This window comes from Kitasatospora sp. NPDC003701 (assembly GCF_053587085.1).
In genome coordinates this window covers 73,542-94,274 of record NZ_JBSFNM010000023.1, presented here as the reverse complement: position 1 = coordinate 94,274, position 20,733 = coordinate 73,542, and the positions used below count along the sequence as shown (strand labels likewise).

The following is a 20,733-nucleotide window of genomic DNA, read 5'->3' as shown; positions in this document are numbered from 1 at the left end:
GCTGGGGAGCAACGGTGGAAGGGTGCGAGCGTGGCCTGCTCGCACGGACGGTCTTCGCGGTTGTCCTGGCGATCGCCACCGGCAGCAAGGATGTGCGGCTGGCCTGCGGTAGCGAGGAGGCCGGAGAGCAGCTGCAGGTCGAGGAGCTCCAGGTAGTGCCGCATGTCTCGCTGCGGGAGCTCTCCCACCGCTGGGTGAGCGCTCTGCCGGCCGGGACCGGCTCGTTGGGGGCGCTGCGGCGGCTGGTCGGTGTGGGCGGAGCGCCGGCGTTCCACTTCGCCGGAGACGGGCAGGCACCCCTTGACCTCCTGTCCCCTCTGAGCTGCGTGTTCCGTACGGTCCCGGAGGGCCTGGAGTGGACGGTCACCGCACGGAATGGATCCGCGGACCCGGGCCTGCTTCACGCACTCGCCGACCAGGTCGCAACGATTCTGCGAGCGCTGGCCGACAACCCGGACGTGACGGTGGAGCAGGTCGCCGGGACGGTGCGGTCGCTGGCGTTCGAGATCCGAGTCCTTGGCGCCACGGGCACGGCCGCGGAGGCCCTGCACGCCTGGGGGAAGGCCATCGGCCTGCCCGTGTCCGCGCGCCGTGTCGAACCCGGGGACGCGGTCCTGCCTGCCACGGCGGACGGTGGGCTTCAGCCGGCCGGCTGGGGCGCGAACCTCGCCGTCGTCGGCCGGGCCCTGGGCACTCTGCCGCAGCCGCACCCTGCCCGTGCAGAGCACGAGATCCCCTCGGCGGGTTGGGGCGCGCTGCCGGACGGGCGCGCGATCGCGGAGATGCACCCGAATGAAAGCCGCGAGCTCTACGACGAGATCGTGGTCCGGAACCAGTACCTACGGCATGGCCTTCAGGTCTGCGACGGCGACGTGGTGGTCGACGTCGGCGCCAACGTCGGCGTGTTCGCACTGTTCGCCGCCGCGCAGGCGGCCGGGGTCACGGTGCACGCCTTCGAGCCGGTCCCCGCCGTGGCCAAGGCGCTGGAGGCGAACATGAGCCTCTACAAGGTCAGCGGCACGGTGACCCGGGCCGCCGCCGGCGCGAGCGCCGGCGTCCGCACGCTCACGTTCTACCCGCAGTCGTCCCTCCAGTCCGGCTTCTACACCGATGCCGACCGTGACCGGCACATCGTGCGCGAGTACGCCCGCCACCAGGCCGAGGCCCTTCCCGGACTTCCGGCCGAGCTGCGGGCGGCTGCCGCCGAGGTCCTCGAACCGGCGGCCCTCGCGCGCACGGCTGACCGGCAGGAGCTGGCGGTGCCGGTGATCCGCCTGTCGGACTGGATCCGCGACAACGCCGTGGGCCGCATCCACCTGCTGAAGGTCGACGCCGAACGGGCGGAGGAGGACGTCCTCGCCGGGATCGATGACGAGCACTGGACCTTCATTGACCAGGTCGTCGTCGAAGTCCATGACCTCGACGGACGGGTGGAACGGCTCCGGGCCCTGCTCCAGGGCCGGGGCTTCGAGACGGTCGTCGACCAGGACGCGCTGTTCACCGGGTCCGAGATCTACATGCTGTACGGCCTGCGGCCCGGCGGTTCGCGCCCTGAGGCCCCCTGGCTGGGCCGCCAGATCGAGGCTGCCGAGCGCTGGGCCGCCACGTCGGACCTTCCGCTGTACGTGACCGTTGCGCCCGGAGCGAGCGCCGCCGAGTCGCGGCAGGCCCGCCGGGCCGTCGAGGCACGCGGCCTCGCCTGGGTAGAACCGCCACCCTCCTGCGCTCCGGCCGGCACCGGTGCCGAGGCATCGGAGGCGGTGCTGCCGTGGGCGGAGGCGGTGCTGCGGCGGACGACCGCCGCGCAGCGGCCGGTGACCAAGGCCGTGGTCGTGGACGGCGACAACACCTTATGGGGCGGGGTGTGCGGCGAGATCGGGCCCGAGAACGTGGACGCCGGCGGCCCCTACCGGCAGGTGCAGGAGGCGCTGCGGGAGCAGTTGGCGGCCGGGCGGGTGCTGTGCCTGTGCTCGCGCAACAACATGGCCGACGTGGAGGCGGTGTTCGCGGCTCACCCGGACATGCCGCTGGGCCTTGGGGACTTCGGGCCGGTGCGCGTGGGCTGGGGCCCGAAGTCGACCGCCATCGGTGAGATCGCCGACGAGCTCGGCTTCGCGGTGGAGTCGCTGGTCTTCGTCGACGACAGCACCGCCGAGCGCGCCGAGGTGGCCATCGCGCACCCGGGAATCACGGTCGTCAACCTGCCGGCGGACCCGCGGGAGTTCCCCGCCGCCCTGCGCGGGACGTGGCAGCTCGCGCTAGAGGGGACCGTGACCGCGGAGGACCGTGCGAGGACGGGCCTGCTCGCGGCGGAGGCCCGGCGCCGCCGGGCCGCAGCGCAGACGGCGACAACGGCCGAGTACCTGGACCAGCTGGACCTCCGCGTGGAGGTGTCCCCCGCGACGGAGGACGAGGTGGAGCGGATCGCACAGCTCGCGGCCCGCACCACCCAGTTCAACCTGGCGCTGCACAGCCACACGCCCGGAACGGTCCGTCAGGTGCTCGCCGGCACCGGGGTGGCGCTCTCGGTCCGGGTACGCGACCGCTTCGGCGACTACGGGCTCGTCGGCTTCGTCTCGGCGGAGGCCGACGGGCGTGTGCTGCGGGTAAGGGACTTCTTCGTCAGCTGCCGCGCGCTGGGCCGCAACGTCGAGTGGTGCATCCTGCGAGAGCTGGCCGAGCGGGCCACCGCCCTCGGCCTGGACGGCATCGCGCTCACCGGCACGCCAGGGCCGCGCAACCGGCCGGCGCTGGAGTTCGCCGACGCGGCCCGGACCAGGTTCAGCCTCGCCGATGCCCCAGACCTGGTGGATGCGTCGGCCGCCGCAGCCCTGGAGTGGCGGCTCCTCACCGCACCGCAGACCACCTCGGCCCCGGCCGCTGGGGCGCCGTCGCAGGTGCGGTGGCCTGTCTCGCAGCAGGCCGCCGCGCTGGCTGCGGACGCCTACCGGCGCCCCGGCGAGACGGTGTCCACCACTCCCTACGTCCCGCCGCAGACCGAGACGGAGCGCCGGATCGCCGAGGTGTGGGAGCAGACGCTCAAGGCCGCGCCGATCGGCGTCCACGACGACCTGTTCACGCTGGGCGGCGACTCGCTGACCGCCGCGGTGATCTGCGCGCGCCTTCGCCGCCACGGTGTGGACCTGGCGGTCCACGAGCTTCTGGCGCAGCCGACCGTCCGCGGGGCGGCCCGGCAAGCGGGCGCCGGACAGCGGCCGGCGATCGAGCTGCCAGCGGACAAGGAGTTCGGGCCGGCGTCGCTCGGGCAGCAGCGCATCTGGGCGGCGGAGGCGATCGGGGACCGCGGAAACGCCCAGGTCATCCCCCTGGCATACCGGATCGCCGGCCCGCTCGATCTGGGCCGGCTGCGTTCGGCGCTGGCGGCGGTCGTCGCCCGACACCCGGCCCTGCGCACCGTGCTGGTCGACGACGGCGGGACGCTGGTGCAGCAGCGGCTGACCGCCCAGGAGGTCGACGTCGAGGTCAGCGACCTGTCGAGCATGCCGGAGCCCGACCGCGCCGACCGGACGGACCTGCTGTCCCGCCGGTTCTTCCAGACACCGTTCGACGTCGGCCGGGACCTGATGCTGCGTGCGGCCCTCCTGCGGCTGGCCCCCAACGACCATGTGCTGCTGCTGACGCTGCACCACAGCGCTGCCGACGGCTGGTCCGTCGACATCCTCCAACGGGACCTGGGCGCCGCGTACGCCAACCCGCAGCCCCTGGCCAGCACTCCGGACGGCGCCACGTTCGCCCAGTACAGCGCCGCGGCGGCCCGGCGGCGCGAGAGCGGCGTGCTCGACCAGGGCTGGGCCGCCGTCCGCGCCGCGCTCGACCGGACGGCAGCCCGGCCCTGGATCACCCCCGCCGGTCTGCCCGTCGAGCCGCGCCACCTGCGCTTCGCACTGGACGCCGACCTGGTGGCCTCGGTACGGGCGGCGGCGCGCAGCCGCTCCACCACCCCGGTCGCGATCCACCTCGCGGCCTGGCAGCTCCTGCTCGCCGCCACGGCCGGCAGCGACGCGCTGGTGACGGGCTGCCCGGTCGCGGGCCGCACGGAGGAAGCGTTCACCGACACGGTCGGCTTCTTCGCCAACCTCGTCCCCGTCCCGGCACGCATCGACTGGTCCGCCACCGCTCGCGGACACCTCGACACAGCGGTGACCGCCGCGATCGAGGCGCTGAGCCACGCCGAGGTGCCCTACGGGATGGTCGCCGACGGCGCCGGCGCGGTGTTCGACACGCTCTTCACCCTCCAGCCGCCCGCCACACACCCGCTGCGCCTGACCGGCTGCACCGTCGCGTGGAGCGAGCCGGCGCTGTGGCCGGTGCCGTACCCGCTGATGCTCGACGTCCAGGAGCACGCCGACGGCGCGAGCGCACTGCTGCGCTTCGACGCTCACGCCCACCACCCCGTGGATCCGCCGTGGCTGGCCGAGGCGTACCCGCTCGTCCTGGCCGCGCTCTGCACCCTGCCCGAACTGCCCCTGCACCGGCTGCGCGACCTCCTGCGGCCCGGCGCCGCCACCGTGCACGACCTGGTCCGCAACCGACTGGCCAACCTGCGAGAGGACGGCGAACCCCGGTGACCACCACGAGCCCCCAACCCGCCGACAGCGACACCGTGTGGCAGCTCAACGCCGCCGCCGACGGCCCGGCCCATCCGACAACTGCGCCACAGCACCGCCACCTGGCCGCCCACCCCGCCGCTGCGTTCACCGCCCCGCTCCTCGAACTGCGCCTGACCGGGCCGCTGGACACCGACCGGCTCCGCGCGGCCGCCGAGCCCACCGTGCGCGAGCACCCCGCGCTGCGCCGCCGCCTCCCCTTCACCGCCGGCGGCGACGGGGAGCAGCCGCTGGTCCGGCTCGCCCGCCTCGCAGACGGCAGCCACACCCTCACCCTGAGCCCGGCGCTCGGCTCGGTGGACACCACCGGGCTGCTGCGCACCGCCGCCGCTGTGGCCGCCGGATACCGGACCGGGACGGTGGCAGGGGCGAGCGGCCCGGATCCGCAGACGGTCGACGCGTTCCTTGCCGGCCTGCTCACCGACCCTGGTGCCGCTGGCGGCCGCGAGCACTGGCAGGCCCGTCGGCTGGAGGCGGGGGCCGAGGAGCTGGCCCGCGCCCTGGTGATGCGCACCGCCGCACCCGGCGCCCGGCTGCACCTGCCCGTGCCGCTGGGCGACGCGGCCGGCACCCGGATCATTCGTCTCGCCCGGGACCTCCAGGTCGGTGTGGACGCCGTCGTGGTGACGGCGTGGCGGCTCCTGCTGGAGCGGGTCGCCCCCGGCGAGGACGGGGCGATGGGCCTGTTCATCCCTGGGCCGGTGGAGCAGTTGCCAGACATGATCGGCCTGCTGGGCCGCTGCGTCCCCGTGCCGGTGCGTCCGGACGACGCGGGTTCGCTCGTCGACACCGTCCGCGCCTGCCACCGCGAGATCGTGCTCGCCGCCCGGCTCGGTGACTTCTTCACCCACCCGCAGCCCGGCGGCGAGTACACGGTCGGCGTCCAGCACGTGGAGGCGCCCAGGCTCGACTTCGGTCCGGGCTTGGACGCCAGCGTCGAGACGCTGCGGGCCGCGACCGACCGCCTCCGCCTCGATCTGCACTCCCTGCACACCGACGGCCGGCTCCATCTCGCCCTCGACGTGGACGGCGCAGCCGTTGCCGAAGAGAGCGCCCGGTGCCTGGCGAACTGGCTGGCCGCCCTGTGTACAGGTCTGCCGGACCTGCTCGACGCCCCGGCCACGGCGGCAGTCGGGCGGATCCTGGACCCGCTCACCTCCAGCAGCCGACTTCGCGGCGCCGACCGGCCCGGCGCCGACACCAAGGTACCCGCCACCCTGGTGGAGGCGTTCGACGCCCAGGCCACGTGTACCCCGCTCGCCTGCGCCGCCCGCGACGACGACCAGGAGGTCACCTACCGCGACCTGCACGCCGCGAGCGCCGCGCTCGGCCGGACGCTGGCCGAACGGGGCGTGGCCGCCGGGGACCGGGTGGCCGTGCGCATGAACCGCCGGGTGCCGCTGCTGGCCGTGCTGCTGGCTGTCGCCCGCTGCGGCGCCGCGTTCGTGCCGATCGACCCGACCCTCCCTGGCGGCCGGGTGGCCGACCTGCTCGCCGATGCCGACCCGCGCCTGATCGTCACGGACCAGCACCGCCCCGACCTCCCGCCGGGCAGCACGCCCGTGCTGCGCATCGACACGCTGCCGCCCTGCTCCCCCGCGGCCGGACCCGAGCCGGTCGCGGCCGGGCCGGAGACGGACGTGTACGTCATCTACACCTCCGGCTCGACCGGCCGTCCCAAGGGCGTGCCGATCACCCACGCCGCGCTGATGAACTACCTCGGCTGGGCCTCGCGCCACTACGGCACGGCGGACGGCAGCGGCACCCTGGTCCACTCGTCGATCAGCGTCGACATGACCGTCACCAGCCTGTTCCTGCCGCTGCTGACCGGGCAGGCCGTCACCCTGCTGCCCTGCGACGAGCCCAAGGACCTGGCCGACGCCCTCTCCCGGGCCCGCGACCTGAGCCCGCTGAAGGTCACCCCCGGAGGCCTGCGCCTGCTCACCACCTACCTGACCGGCGACCAGATCACCCGGGCCACCCGGCACCTGGTCGTCGGCGGCGAGCAGCTGACCGCCGCCACCCTGAACCTCCTGGACGCGCCCGGCCTGCTCGTCACCAACGAGTACGGGCCCACTGAAGCCACCGTCGGCTGCTGCGCCCACACCTTCCGCCTGGGCGAGCACCCGGCGGACGGCCCGGTACCCATCGGCACGCCGATCCAGGACGCGACGATCGAGCTGCGCACGCCGGACGGCCGACTCGCTCTGCCCGGCACCGCCGGGGAACTCGTCGTCACCGGGCCCGGCGTCGCGGCCGGCTACTTGGGCTTGCCCGCCGAGAGCGCGGCCCGCTTCACCACCGACCCGCACACCGGCACCCGCTCCTACCGGACCGGTGACCTCGCCGTCCTCGGCCCCGGCGGGCACCTGGTGATGCTCGGCCGCGGCGACGACCAGCTCAAGATCCACGGCTACCGCGTCGAACCCGGCGAGATCGAAGCCGTCCTGACCGGCCACCCCGGCATCGCCGCGGCCGCCGTCGTCACCAGCGGCACCAGCGGCACGCCGGTGCTCGCCGCGTTCCTCGTCCCCGCCCCCGGCGCCGATCCGGCCGCCCTGCCCCAGGCTGCAGCTGCGCTCGCGGCCGACCGGCTGCCGTTCTACGCCTGCCCCGACCGGCACGAGGTCCTCGACCAGCTGCCACTTCGTGGCAACGGGAAGGTCGACCGCCGGGCCCTGGCCGCCCGCCCCACGCCCGCCGTGGAGGAGCAGGCGCTGGACGCGGCCGACCCGCAGCTCGCCGTGGTCGCCGTGCTGTGGAGCGAGGTCCTCTCCGCACCGCCGAGCAGCTCAGACGCCAGTTTCTTCGCCGAGGGCGGCGACTCCATCAAAGCAGTCCTACTGGCCGGCCGGGCGCAGCGGGCGGGTCTGGAGCTGACGGTGCACGACATCCTTCAGCGGCGGACGCTGCGCCGGATCGCGGCCGCCGCGCGTCCGGCCGGCGCGCGGGACGGGGTGGAGCCTGGGCCTGTGCCGTTGACGCCGCACCAGGCCGGGTTCCTCGCGCGCGCTGTCGTCCGGCCCGAGCGGTGGACGGTGCGGTGGAGCGCCGAGGCTCCCGCCCCGGTCGACGCCGGGCGCTTGGAGCGGGCGCTCGCCGTGACCGTCGCCGGGCATGAGGCGCTGTGGACGTCGTTCACCAACGTCGGCGGCCGGTGGGCGGCCCGGCTGGGCGAGCCCGGCCCGGTGCCGGTGCGCGTCCTCGACCTGGACGGCGTCCCGGCCGCTGGGCGGGAGCGGGCCGTCGCCGGTGCCCTGGAGGAGGTGGAGGACCGGATCGACCTCGCCGGACCGTTGGTGGGCCTGTGCCTTGTCCGTGCCAGCGGCCGGGCGGACCGGGTGGTGTGGGCCGTCCACCACCTGGTCGCCGACGTCGTCTCCCTGCAAAGCCTCAACGATGAGCTGTGGCACGCCTACGCGAGCCCGGACGGGTCGGCGCAGCGGCGCGGGGACGGGTACGCGGCGTGGCTGCGGGACCAGGGCGGCCGGCCCGCCACATCCTTCCCCAGCTGGCCCGGGTCCGGCGATCCGGCCTGGTGTCGGACCGCCGCCTCGCGGCTGGGCGCGGACGCCCGCCGGGACCTGGACGATGCGCAGCAGGCCGCGCCGCGCTGGGCTCTGGCCGTGCTGGGGGCCGCTGTGCTGGGTGCGCTTGCCGAGGTGCGCCCGGATCTCCCGGTCGCGCTGTGCGCCGAGCTCCACGGCCGCGACCGGCCCGGGCTCGACCTGGCGGCCGCCGTGGGCTGGCTCACCGATTTCCGGCCGCTGCGGGCCGAGCAGCACCTGCTGGCCGATCCGGCGGCGCTGGCCGCCGCCCTCTACCACCGGATCGAGGAACCCCACGACTGGGCCGGGGCCCTGCCGCCGGTGGCACTGAACTACCTGGGCGACCTCCCTGCTGGCCGCAGCCCCGACCTTCCGGACGCCGGCGTGAGCCCGCTGTTCGGCCTGGAAGCCGTCGTGTGGACCGGGCCGGCCGCGGTCGAGGTCAGGTGGCGCTTCGACGAGGCGTTCATCCCGGCCGCCACCGTCATACGGCTCGCCGACGCCTTCGCCCGCCGCGCGGCCACCACGCTCACCAGCCGCCCGCAGACCACCGCCGGGCCGGCCGGGCTCTCGGCCGCCGACCTGAGCCGGATCACCGCCACGTTCGAGGGATGACGATCATGACCGACCGCACGATCGCCGCAGTCCACCCCGCCACCCCCGCACAGCAAGGCTTCCTCCTCGGCACGCTCGCTGCCGCCCCCGACGACACCCTGTTCGTCGAGCAGGCCGTCCTCCCCCTGGCCGGGCCGCTGGAGGCGCCCCGCCTGGAGCGCGCCGTGGCCGGCATGATCGCCGACCACGAGATCCTGCGGACCGGCCTCGCCTGGAACCTGGCCGCCGACCCGCAGCAAGTCGTCCTCACCCGCGGCGAGATCACGATCGGCGTCGTGGACAGCCGCGGCCACGACACCGCCCGCCAGCAGGCCGACCTGGAAGAACTGCTGCGCGCCGAGCGGGCCCACCCGTTCGACCTGACGCGGCCGCCGCTGCTGCGCCTGGCCATCCAGCACCTCGACGGTGAGCGGCACCACCTGGTGTGGACCCACCACCACGGCGTGCTGGACGGCTGGTCGCACCTCGCCCTCGTCAACGAACTCCTGCAGCGCTACGCAGGCCACGATGTCCCGGCCGGGCGGGCGGGGTTCGGCGCATACGCGCGATGGCTCTCCGCCCAGGACCGCACCCGGCAGCAGGCGTACTGGACCGGGCACCTGGCCGACTACCAAGTGCTGCCCGCAGCCGCCGAGCACCCGCTCGCCCCCGGCCAGGAGCGGTACGGGGAGCACCGGCTCGATCTGGACGCGGCCACGGCCGAGGCGGTGGAAGGCTTCGCCCGCGCGCACGGCACCACGGCGGCGGCCGTGCTGATCGCCTGCTGGGGCCTGGTCGCCGCCCGGCAGCGCGGCCGCGACGACGTCGCCATCGGGGTCACCGTCTCCGGGCGCACCAGCGCCTTCCCCGGCGTCGCCGACGTGGTCGGGCCCGTCGCGACGACCGTGCCGATCCGGCTGCCCGGCCAGGCGGGGGACGCCGCGGGCTGGGTGAGCGGCATCCAGGACCTTCTCGCCGAGGCGGAGGGGAACAGCGCCTGCTCCACCGCGGACCTGTACGCCTGGGCCGGGCTCGCGCCGGGCGGGGAGCTCTACGACAGCGTGGTGTCGATCGCCAACTACCCGCACACCGGAGACAGCGGCTCCGGGACCGGCCTGGTGCTGGAGACGGCCGGGATCCGGTCCGAGGGCGGGCGTACCCGCCACCTGCTCGCCCTGGTCGTCGAGACCTTCGACGGGCTGCGGCTGCGCCTGGTCAACGACCGAGCCCGCGTCGGAGACGACGACGCCCGCGCCGCGCTGGACGCCCTGCACGCGGTGCTGCGCCGACTCGACGGCGGGGCGCCGGCCGTGGTCACCGACCTGGTCACGGCCGCCCGCGGCCTTGTCCCCTTCCAGCCCCGCCCGCCCGCACCGGCGGACCACCCGGTGTCCGGCCGGGCCGCCGACGACGGCGACCCGCTGGTGCGGGTGCTGGCCGACACCTTCGCCGACGTCCTCGGCCAGCCGGCCGGTGCCAACGACAACTTCCTCGCGGCGGGCGGACACTCACTGCTGGCGCTGCGGCTCACGACCCGGCTGCGGGCCGCCCTCGGCGTCGACCTCACCCTCGGCGACCTCCTCACCGCCGGTACCCCCAGGGCGCTGGCCGCCCGGGTACGCCACCTCCTCACCGCCGACACCGCCGCGCCCGACCCGCTGCCCCCGCTCACCCCCGCACCCGCCAACGCCGGGAAGCCGTTCGCGCTGACGGGCATCCAGCAGGCCTACTGGACCGGGCGCAGCGCGGACTTCGACCTCGGCGGCGTCGACTCCCACCTCTACACCGAGGCCGACCTGCCCGAGGTCGACCTGGAGCGCCTGGCCGCTGTGTGGCGGGCCCTGATCGACCGGCACCCGATGCTGCGCGCCGTCACCACCCCCGACGGCCGCCAGCAGATCCTGACCGACGTCCCGCCGTACCGGATCCGCACTGCGGACCTGCGTACCGACGCCGACCCCGCGGCACAGCTCACCCGGATACGCGAGCGCCTGGCCCACGCCCGCCGCGACACCGGCACCTGGCCGCTGTTCACCATCGAGGCGGCCCTGCTGCCCGACGGGGCCACCCGTCTGTTCCTCAGCCTCGACCTGCTCATCGGCGACGCGCTGAGCTGGCAGATCCTCTACCGCGAGGCCCGCACCCTCTACGAGGACCCGGGCGCCGAACTGCCCGCGCTCGATGTGACCTTCGCCGACTACGTGGCCCACCTGCCCGCCCTGGCCACCGGCCCGCGATACGAGCGCGACCGAGCCTACTGGCGGGCGAAGCTTCCGGCCCTGCCCGCGCCGCCCGCGCTGCCGTTCCTGCCCGAGCCCGCGGACACCGCCAGCGGGCCGAGGTTCTCCCGGCTGCAGCTGCGCCTGCCCGCCGACGACCTCGCCGCGCTGCGCCGCCTTGCCGCCACGCACGGCGCGACCCTGTCCGCGCTGCTGATGGCCGTCTTCGCCGAGACGCTCGGCCGGTTCACCAACAGCCGCGCCTTCCTGCTCAACACCACCATCTACAACCGGCCCGACGTTCACCCGCAGATCAACCGGATCGTCGGCGACTTCACCTCCACTGTCCTGACCGGCATCGACTTGGGCGCGCCGACGTTCGCCCAGCGGCTGCGCGCGCTGCAGCGCCAGCTGTGGGCCGACCTCGACCATGCCCGCTACAGCGGAGTCGAGGTCCTGCGGGACCTGCGGGAGGCCCGCGACCGTACCGCGGCTGCCGCGCCCGTCGTGTTCACCAGCACCCTCGACCTGGAGGTGCCCGGCGCCGAGCCGGCCACCCCGTTCCCCGGCACCATCGGCTTCGGGATCGGCCAGACTCCGCAGGTCCTGGTCGACTACCAGACCTACCAGGTGGCCGGCGACCTGGTGATCAACTTCGACACCGTCGACGGCCGTCTGCCCGACGGTCTGGTCCAGGCGATGCTCGACGACCACGCCGCCCAGCTGCGCACCCTGATCGACGACCCCGCCGCCCCCGAGCGCCCCCGCCTCACCGCCGCTGCCCCGGCGCCCGAGCTCGCCGCGCCGCTCGGCGGCGACCGGCTCCTGCACGAGCCGTTCTTCGAACAGGCCAGGCGACACCCGCGGCGCACCGCGCTTGTCTGCGACGGCGAGCGCACCACCTACGGCGAACTCGCCGCCGCGGCCCAGCAGATCGCGGACCGGATCACCGCCGCCGAGTCTGCCAGCGAACTCGTCGCCGTGCTGTGCCGGCCCGGCCGCGAACAGGCCGCCGCCACTCTCGGTGTCCTGCTCGCCGGATACGCCTACGTGCCCCTGGACCCCGCCTGGCCCGCCGAGCGCCTCCATGACCTCCTGGACGCCACCGGCGCCGCGGTCGTCGTGAGCGAGCAGGAGACGTCGGCCCGCACCCGCCTGCCCGCCGGCCTGACCGTCCTCCTCACCGACGACCCCACCACCGCCAGCTACACGGCGGCAGGCCGGGCGCAGCGGGGTCGCACGCCGGATGACCTCGCGTACGTGATCTACACCTCGGGGTCCACCGGCCGTCCCAAGGGCGTCATGATCTCCCACCGGGGCGCGCTCAACACGATTCTCGACGTCAACGAGCGGTTCGGCATCGGGGCGACGGATGCGGTGCTGGCGGTGTCCCCGGCCACGTTCGACCTCGGCGTCTGGGACCTGTTCGGCACCCTCGCGGCCGGCGCCACCGTGGTGGTGCCCACCCGCGACCAGCGCCGGGACCCCGCCGCCTGGACGGCACTGGCCCGCGCCGAGCACGTCACCGTGTGGAACAGCGTGCCGGTGCTGATGGACCTGTTCCTGGACGCCCTGCCCGCCGGTGACGCGGTGCTGGAGGGCCTGCGGGTGTGCCTGCTCAGCGGCGACTGGATCCCCCTGGACCTGCCCGGGCGGCTGCGCGAGCGCGCACCGAAGTGCCGGATCGTCAGCCTCGGCGGCGCCACCGAGGGCTCGATCTGGTCGGTCCTCCACGAGATCGGCGACGTCGACCCGGCCTGGCCGAGCATCCCGTACGGCACCGCGATGACCGGGCAGAGCGTCCAGGTCCTCGACGACCGGCTGCTGCCGTGCCCGGTGCACGTCCCCGGCCAGCTGTACATCGGCGGCCACGGCACGGCGCTGGGCTACTGGCGGGCCCCTGAGCTGACCGGGGCCGCGTTCGTCTTCGACGGCCGCACCGGCCGCAGGCTGTACCGCACCGGCGACTGGGGCCGGCTGCGCCCCGACGGCACCCTGGAGTTCCTCGGCCGCCGCGACGCCCAGGTCAAGATCCGCGGCTACCGCGTCGAGCTGCACGAGGTCGAGACGGCGCTGCGCGCGGTTCCCGGCGTCGAGCAGGCCGCCGTCGTCGCCACCGGGGAGCGCACCGACCGGCGCCTGGCCGCCTTCGCCGTCACCGCCCGGCCCCTGGACGCGGTGCGCGCCGACCTCGCCCGCCGCCTGCCCGCCCACATGCTCCCGGCCTCTCTCACGGTCCTGCCTGACCTACCGCTGAGCGCCACCAGCAAGGTCGACCGCGGCGCGCTGGAGCGCCTCGCCGCCGACCTCGACCACCGGGCACCACAGCTCGCCACCGGGCCGGCCCGCCACGACACCGCCCTGGAGAACGAGGTGCGGGCGGCGCTGGCCGCGATCGTGCCGGGCCGGCCCGGGCTGGACGATGACCTCCTCGCCTTCGGGATTACCTCCGTCGATGTGATCCGTCTCGCCAACACCGTCGAGCAGCACGCTGGCCGGCGCCCGGACCTGAAGGACTTCTACGCCGCCCCGACCCTGCGAACCCTCCTCCAGCAGGTCGATGAGCCCACCGATACCCCGGTGCCTGCCGCGCCGGGCGTGTGGTCCGGCTGGCCGCAGCTGACCGACCCCGCCGAACGGGCCGCCTTCCGTGCCGCCCGGCCCGCCCACGGCCCGGCCCCCGCCACCCGCACCCTGCCCAACCGGGCGCCCGGCAACCTCGACGTCCGGGCGCGGCGCCGAACCCCGTACGCCTTCGACCCCCGCCCGGTCACCCTGGACGCGCTCGCCGACCTGCTCGACAGCCTGCGCCGCACCGAGGCCGGTGGCCGGCCCGCCTTCCTCTACCCCTCGGCCGGCGGCCTGTACGGGGTCCAGGTCCACCTCCACGTACGGCCCGGACGCGTCCAGGGCCTGCCCGGCGGGCTGTACCAGTACCACCCCGACGCGCACGACCTCACCCCGCATGCCCCGGACGTCGACCTCGACCCCGGCATCCACCTCGGCCCGGCCAACCGGCCCCTCGCGGGCACCGCGGCGTTCAGCATCTTCCTGGCGACCGACCCCGCCGACTCCGCCCCGCTGTACGGGCCCGACGCCGAGCCCCTCGCCCTGCTGAACGCCGGCTACATCGGCCAACTGCTGTGCACCGCCGCCATCGATGCGGGCCTCGCTCTGGCCCCGGTGCACGGCCTCGCCTTCGACCGGATCCGCTGGCTGCTGCCCGGCGGCGAACGCCTCGTCCTGCTGCACACCCTCCTCGGAGGTATCCCCGACCACCCCGCCACCGGAGGAGAGCCCGCATGACCACCACCGCCACCGAGCTCCCGGCCGTCGTCACCGACATCGCGCCGCTCTCGCCCGGCCAGGAGCGCCTGTTCGACGCCGAGTTCGTCCTGCCCGACGGCTCCTGGCCCGCCCCCGGCACGCCGACCCGGCTGCGCCCGATCGACACCGCCGCCATCTGTATCGACGGCCCCCTGGACACCGCCGCACTCAGCCGCGCCGTCACCGCGCTGGTCGCCCGGCAGTCCGCGCTGCGCACCACCTTCCGCCGCCGTCCCGACGGCACCCCCGTCCAGTTCGTCACCGACCGCACCCCCGGCCCGATGAGCTGCCAGACGCTCCACCTCGGCGCCGGCCAGGACCTGCCCACGGCGGAGGAACTCTTGCGCCACGCCCCGGCCCGCCTGGTCGACCCCCGCCACGACCCGCTCTTCCGCGCCCGCCTGCTGCGCCTGGACCAGGAGCGGCACGTCCTGCTGCTGCAGATCCACCACGCCGTCAGCGACGGCTGGTCCATCGGCGTCCTCTACAGCGACCTGTCCGAGCTCTACAACGCCGCCCACGCCGGGCGGGACGCGGACCTGCCTGCGATCACCCGCAGCTTCGCCGCCCACAGCCGACAGATGCGCGCCGAGCGCGGCGGCCCCGAGGAGCAACGCCAGCTCGCCTACTGGCGACGCCGACTCGCCCCGCCGCTGCCCGGCCGCCCGACCGAGCCGCAAGCCGACGGCTTGAGCCCAGTGGACGTCGCGCCGGTCCTCGTGCCGGCCGACCTCGTCCGGGGCCTGCGCGCGGCCGCGGCCACCAGCGTGCGGCGCGGCGGCGTGGCCGGGCCGTTCCTCGCCGCGCTCGCCGTGGTCCTGCACCGCCACGGCGGCGAGCGGGACGTACGGATCGGCATGATGATCTCCAACCGGGCCCGGCCCGGAGCCGAGCACCTGATCGGCTACTTCGTGAACACCGCCGTGATCCGGCTGCACGTCCACCCGCAGATGACCGCCGGGGACCTGGTGGCGGCGGCGAACACCGCCGTCACCGAGGCCATCGAGCACCAGGCCCTGCCCATCCAGGACCTCTACCAGGACCTGCGCGACACCGACGCCCTCGGGCAGGGCCCGCTGTACCGGGTGACGCTCGCGCTCAACTCGATGCGCACCAGGTCGCTGACCCTGGACGGCCTGCACTGCCAGGACATCGACCTGGAGCGGCACGGCCCCCGGCGCACGCCGACCAGCATCGAACAGCGCTGGGTCCTGGACGAGAGGGCCGGTCACCTCGCCGGAACGCTGACCTGGCGCACCGACACCGCCACCCGGCCCGGCATCGCGGCCACGCTCACCGGCCTCGACCAGGCGATGCGCACCGTCACCAACCCCCACACCACCATCGCCGACATCACCACCACCCTGCCCCGGGCGACGACGGAGGCCCGGTGAGCACCGCCCAGGCCGACGGGCCGCTCACCGAGCAGGACTCCGCCCGCCTGCTCGACGCGTACGGCCTGACGCTGCGACGGGCGCGGCCGCTGCCGGGCGGCATGGAGAACACCCACCTCAAGGCAGAGACCGGTAGCGGCACGGTCGTGGTAACCGTGCTGAACAAGAAGACGCCCGCCCAGGCCGAGGAGTACGCCCGCTTCCTACGGCACCTGGAACTCACCGGCGCTCCGGTGCCGCAACTGCGTCCGCTGCGCGACGGCGGCTGGGTCACCCGGTACGGCGCCCGGCCGGTCATCGTCTGCGACTTCGTCGACGGGCGCAGCCCCGACCGCCTGCCGGCCCGCCTCGTCCACGAGGCCGGCTTCCTCCTCGGGCAGGTGCACCGCACCACGGCGGCCGGCTTCGACAGTGCGTTGCACCCGCACCTGCGGCTGCACGATGCCGACGCCGCCACCCTGGCTGCGCTGCCCGACGGGCCGTTCGCCCGCTGGGCACACTCCACCTGGCACGCCGTCGCCCACGTCCCCGAGCACGACGCCCCACACGTACCGGTCCACGGCGACCTGTTCCCGGACAACATCATCGTCCGAGGCCGGAGCCTGGTGATCCTCGACTGGGAGGACGGCTCGCTCGACCTGCCCCACCTCGACGTCGGGATGGCGCTGCTCGGCCTGTGCCACCGGCGCGGATTCTCCCCGCGCCGCGCCCGCCACCTGCTGGCCGGCTACCAGCAGGGCAGCGGAACGACGCTGAACGCCGCCCTGGTGCGCGACGCGGCCCTGTACGCGGCCGTGCTCGTCGCGCTGCGCCGCCACCGCTGGCAGCAGGAGCACCGCCGCCTGCCCGCCGGGCGCTCGGCCGCCGCAGTACACCATCTCGCCGTCTCCCTCACCGACCGCTGGCCGCAGCTTCAGCCGTGAGCCCGGCCAGCCGCCCATGACCTCGCGCGCGCCCCGCCGGGTGCGCCCCCGAACCCTGCAGAGAGCAGACCGCCATGCCTCGTGATCTTGTCCTGGTCGTCGTCCCGCCGAACTCCAACACCGTCATCGAGGGCCGGCTGCTGACCGTCACCCGCCCCGAGGAGCACTCCGACTGGTCGGACTTCCTGTGCCTGGGCGCGCTGTCCCTCGTCTCCTCCCTCGCGGAGAACCCGGCGCTGACGCCGGTCTACGTCGACGGCACGATCACGCCCCTGGAGGAGGTCCTGGAGTACATCACTGTCCACGCCGACCGCATCCTCGCGGTCTGCCTGGGCATGCTGACCGCGAACTACGAGGCCGGCGTCCTGATCGCCCGGCACGCCAAGGCCGCGGACGCCCGGATCACCACCGTCGCCGGGAACGACCACTTCAGCTCCCTGGCCACGGCGTGCATGAACGCCTCCCCCAGCCTGGACTACGGCTTCGTCGGCAACGAGGTCGTCCGGCCGTTCACCAACCTGATCAGCGCCCTGCACGCCGGAGCGCCGATCGACCCGGCCGCGTTCCCCGGCCTCGTGTACCGCGCAGACGGCCGCGTGCACACCACCGCTGCGCGGGCCGAGCCGGTCTTCTCCGGCTACGACTACACCCTGGTCGACCGCGCCTTCCCCCAGACGCCGCTGTACACCCGCCAGTTCGGCCACCGGATCGCCCCGCGGATCCACGAGCTGCTCGGGCGCACCGTGACGGCCGGCGTGCCGGTCGACATCGGCCGCGGCTGCGTGAAATTCGCCGCCGACGACGCCTGCACGTTCTGCTCCATCCACCCCGGGCAGCTGTGGCGCAACCAGCTCACCCCCGCCCAGGCGTGGGCCGCCATCGAGGCCGCCTGGAGCGCCGGCTACGACTACCACTACCTGACCGCCGACGAACTCCCGCTCACCTTCTCCCAGCTGCTCTTCGGCATGGCCGACAACGCGCCCGCCTGGTGGTCCGCCCTGCGCGAGGACGAGCAGCCCCTCCTGGTCGGGTACGGACGCGCAGACGGCATCGCCGACCCCCGCAAGACCGCGCTGCTCACCTCCCTCGGGGTGCGCCAGATCATGATCGGAATGGACGCCGGCGCCCCGCTGTCCCTCGCGGCCATGAACAAGCCGGTCGGCGGCCGGCGCCGCGACGTCCTCGCGGAGGCTGAGAAGCTGTACGAGCTCAACTCGGAGGCGATCACCGTCGCCCGCGACCACGGCATGCTGATCCGGGCCGGGTTCGTTGTCGGCCACCTCGGCATGACCAGGGCCCTGCTGGACGAGAACGTCGAACGGATCCTGGCCCTGATCACCGAGGGCGGCAAGCACGGGGTGTTCTCGGCGGTCGACGTGGAGGTGCTCTCCCCGCAGCCCGGCGCCCGCGACTACACCTACCTCACCACCCCGGACGCCGCCCGGCAGGCCGCCGCGAAACTCGGCCTCACCGTCGCCGACGACGCCACCCTCGCCGCGGTCTCGGCCCGCTGGGCGCACCAGGACGTGGTGATGCCGGAGGACGCGATGCGGGACTACACCCTCGCGCTGATGCCCGAGATCGGCTTCGACGACCTCGCCCGGGCCCGCACCGCGATCCGCTCCCACGCCAAGGCGTGCGGCGTGGTCATCGGCGAATGACCCCGACCGCCTCAGTCCGAAAGGAGTTCCCATGCGTCTGACCCCCGCCGAGCAGGGCCGGCTGCTGCTGTACACGGCCACCCTGCTGGCCCGCGAGCGCCACCAGCGCGGCGTGAAGCTCAACGTGCCCGAGGCGACCGCTCTCATCTCGCACGCCGCGTGCGAGGCCGCCCGGGACGGCGGCCGGCTTGAGGACGCGGTCGCCGCCGGGCGCGCCGCCCTCACCACCGACGATGTGCTGCCCGAGGTGCCGGGCATCCTGACCGAGGTTCAGGTCGAGGCCGTCTTCGCCGACGGCTCCAAGCTGATCGTCATCACCCGCCCCATCGGCCCGGCCGCCGACCCCGCAGCGCTACCCGGCGCCGTCCTGCCCGCCGACCAACCGCCGGCCGCGAACGCCGACATCGTGCGGATCGAGGTCACCAACACCGCTGACGTGCCGGTCGCCGTCACCTCACACTTCCACTTCTTCGAGGCCAACCGGGCCCTGGCCTTCGACCGCGGCGCCGCCTACGGCCGCCACCTCGCCCTGCCCGTCGGCGCCAGCGCCCGCTTCGAACCCGACACGACCCACGAGGTGGAGCTGATCCCGATCGGAGGCGACCGGATCATCATCGGCTTCGCGGGCCTGGTCGACGGCACCCTCGACGCCCCCGGCGCGTACGAGGCCGCGCTCACCCGCGCCCACGTCGCCGGCTACCTCGACACCGGCCCCACCACCGAGCAGGAAGGCGACCTGTGAACAGCGGCCACCTCACCTACGCGCAGCAGCACGGCCCCACCACCGGCGACCTCGTCCGCCTGGCCGACACCGGTCTGACCGTGCGCGTCGAAGCCGACGCCCAGCGGCGAGGGGAGGAGTTCCTGACCGGCTACGCCAAGACCGGCCGCGACGGCATCCACTACCAGGCCCGCCTCACCGACCGAACCTGCGACCTGATCGTCAGCAACGTCCTGCTCGTCGACCCCGTCCTCGGGATCCGCAAGGCCTCCATCGGTATCAAGGACGGCCGCATCGCCGCCGTCGGCCGCGCCGGCAACCCCGACACCCTCGACGGCGTCGACGTCCTCGCCGGCACCGGCACCACCGTCATCCCCGGCGAGGGCCTCATCGCCACCCCCGGCATCGTCGACACCCACGTCCACCTCTGCTCACCCGGCATCATGGGCGCAGCCCTCGCCGCCGGCGTCACCACGATCGTCTCCCAGAACTTCGGCCCGACCTGGGGCTGCGGCGTCACCAGCCCAGCCGAACTGCGCCACGCCCTGCGCGCCTTCGACGCCTGGCCGGTCAACATCGCCATGCTGGCCCGCGGCTCCTCCTCCGACTCCGGCCCGCTGCTTCGGGCCCTGGAACAGGGGGGTGCCTCCGGGTTCAAGGTCCACGAGGACATGGGCGCCCACGCCCGCGCCCTGGACACCGCCCTGACCGTCGCCGACGACCACGACGTCCAGGTCGCGCTGCACAGCGACACCCTCAACGAGGCGATGTTCGTCGAGGACACCCTCGCGGTCATCGGCGGCCGCACGCTGCACGCCTTCCACGTCGAGGGCTGCGGCGGCGGCCACGCCCCGAACGTCCTGCAGCTGGCCGGCCTGGCGAACATCATCGGCTCGTCCACCAACCCGAGCCTGCCCTACACCCGCGACACCGCCGCCGAGCACCTCCACATGATCGCCACCGTCCACCGGCTCGACCCCGACGACCCCGACTGCCGGCGGATGGCCCGCGACCGGATCCGCGCCGGCACGCTCGGCGCCGAGGACGTCCTCCACGACCTCGGCGTCATCCCCATCACCTCCTCCGACTCCCAGGCCATGGGCCGCATCGGGGAGACCGTCCGCCGCACCTTCGCCATCGCCGCCAAGATGCGCGCCCTGGACCCCGACCCCGGCGGCGACGACAACGAGCGCGTCCTGCGCTACATCGCCAAGCTGACCATCAACCCGGCGATCGCCCACGGCATGGCCCACGAGATCGGCGCGCTCACCCCCGGCCGTCTCGCCGACATCGTCCTGTGGCACCCCGCCTACTTCGGCGCCAAGCCGCAGCTCGTCCTCAAGGCCGGCTACCCCGCCTGGGGCGTCACCGGCGACCCCAACGCCTCCACCGAGACCAGCCAGCCCCTCGTCCTCGGCCCGCAGGTCGGCGCGCACGGTGCCACCGCCGCCGACCTGTCCGTCGCCTTCGTCAGCCGCGCCGCGCACGACAGCGGCACCGACACCCTGCCGACCCGGCGCCGCCGCGTCGCCGTCCGCGACACCCGCACGATCGGCCTGGCCGACATGAACCGCAACGACCGGCTCAGCGACGTCCGCGTCCACCCAGGCACCGGCACGGTCACCCTCGACGGCGACCCGATCAGCTCCCCTCCCGCCCAAGCCACCGCCCTCAGCCAGCTCTACTTCCTGTAACCCCGAGCCCGAGACACCCAGGAG

At 74.6% G+C, this 20,733-nt stretch carries 8 protein-coding genes; all 8 read left to right on the top strand.

All coding sequences use genetic code 11. From position 1 onward, the window contains the following. The first annotated feature begins 14 nt into the window (after positions 1-14). The 8 genes from ACWDRR_RS22560 (at position 15) to ACWDRR_RS22525 (ending at position 20,709) form a co-directional block, all read left to right on the top strand. Positions 15-4,589, top strand: coding sequence for an FkbM family methyltransferase (locus ACWDRR_RS22560; RefSeq protein WP_449773982.1), 4,575 nt, complete (start codon positions 15-17; stop codon positions 4,587-4,589). Then, positions 4,586-8,791 carry an amino acid adenylation domain-containing protein gene (locus tag ACWDRR_RS22555; protein ID WP_449773981.1) on the top strand — a complete coding sequence of 1,402 codons (4,206 nt, stop codon included), beginning with the start codon at positions 4,586-4,588 and terminating at the stop codon, positions 8,789-8,791. The genes ACWDRR_RS22560 and ACWDRR_RS22555 overlap by 4 nt, the downstream gene beginning before the upstream one ends. Before the next feature lie 5 nt (positions 8,792-8,796). After that, complete coding sequence (locus ACWDRR_RS22550; protein WP_449773980.1) at positions 8,797-14,295, top strand: amino acid adenylation domain-containing protein; 5,499 nt, start codon at positions 8,797-8,799, stop codon at positions 14,293-14,295. After that, positions 14,292-15,710, top strand: coding sequence for a condensation domain-containing protein (locus ACWDRR_RS22545; protein ID WP_449773979.1), 1,419 nt, complete (start codon positions 14,292-14,294; stop codon positions 15,708-15,710). The genes ACWDRR_RS22550 and ACWDRR_RS22545 overlap by 4 nt, the downstream gene beginning before the upstream one ends. Then, a complete protein-coding gene (locus ACWDRR_RS22540) occupies positions 15,707-16,633 on the top strand; it encodes a phosphotransferase (protein ID WP_449773978.1) in 927 nt (308 codons plus the stop codon). The genes ACWDRR_RS22545 and ACWDRR_RS22540 overlap by 4 nt, the downstream gene beginning before the upstream one ends. A 74-nt stretch (positions 16,634-16,707) precedes the next feature. Beyond that, positions 16,708-18,294: a hypothetical protein gene (locus ACWDRR_RS22535; RefSeq protein ID WP_449773977.1), complete on the top strand. Its 1,587-nt coding sequence runs from the start codon at positions 16,708-16,710 to the stop codon at positions 18,292-18,294. A gap of 31 nt (positions 18,295-18,325) precedes the next feature. Further along, positions 18,326-19,036 (top strand): urease subunit gamma, encoded by a 711-nt coding sequence (ureA, locus tag ACWDRR_RS22530; protein WP_449773976.1) that lies wholly within the window; start codon positions 18,326-18,328, stop codon positions 19,034-19,036. Then, a complete protein-coding gene (locus ACWDRR_RS22525) occupies positions 19,033-20,709 on the top strand; it encodes an urease subunit alpha (protein WP_449773975.1) in 1,677 nt (558 codons plus the stop codon). Before ureA ends, ACWDRR_RS22525 begins: the two co-directional genes overlap by 4 nt. Positions 20,710-20,733: the final 24 nt, after the last annotated feature.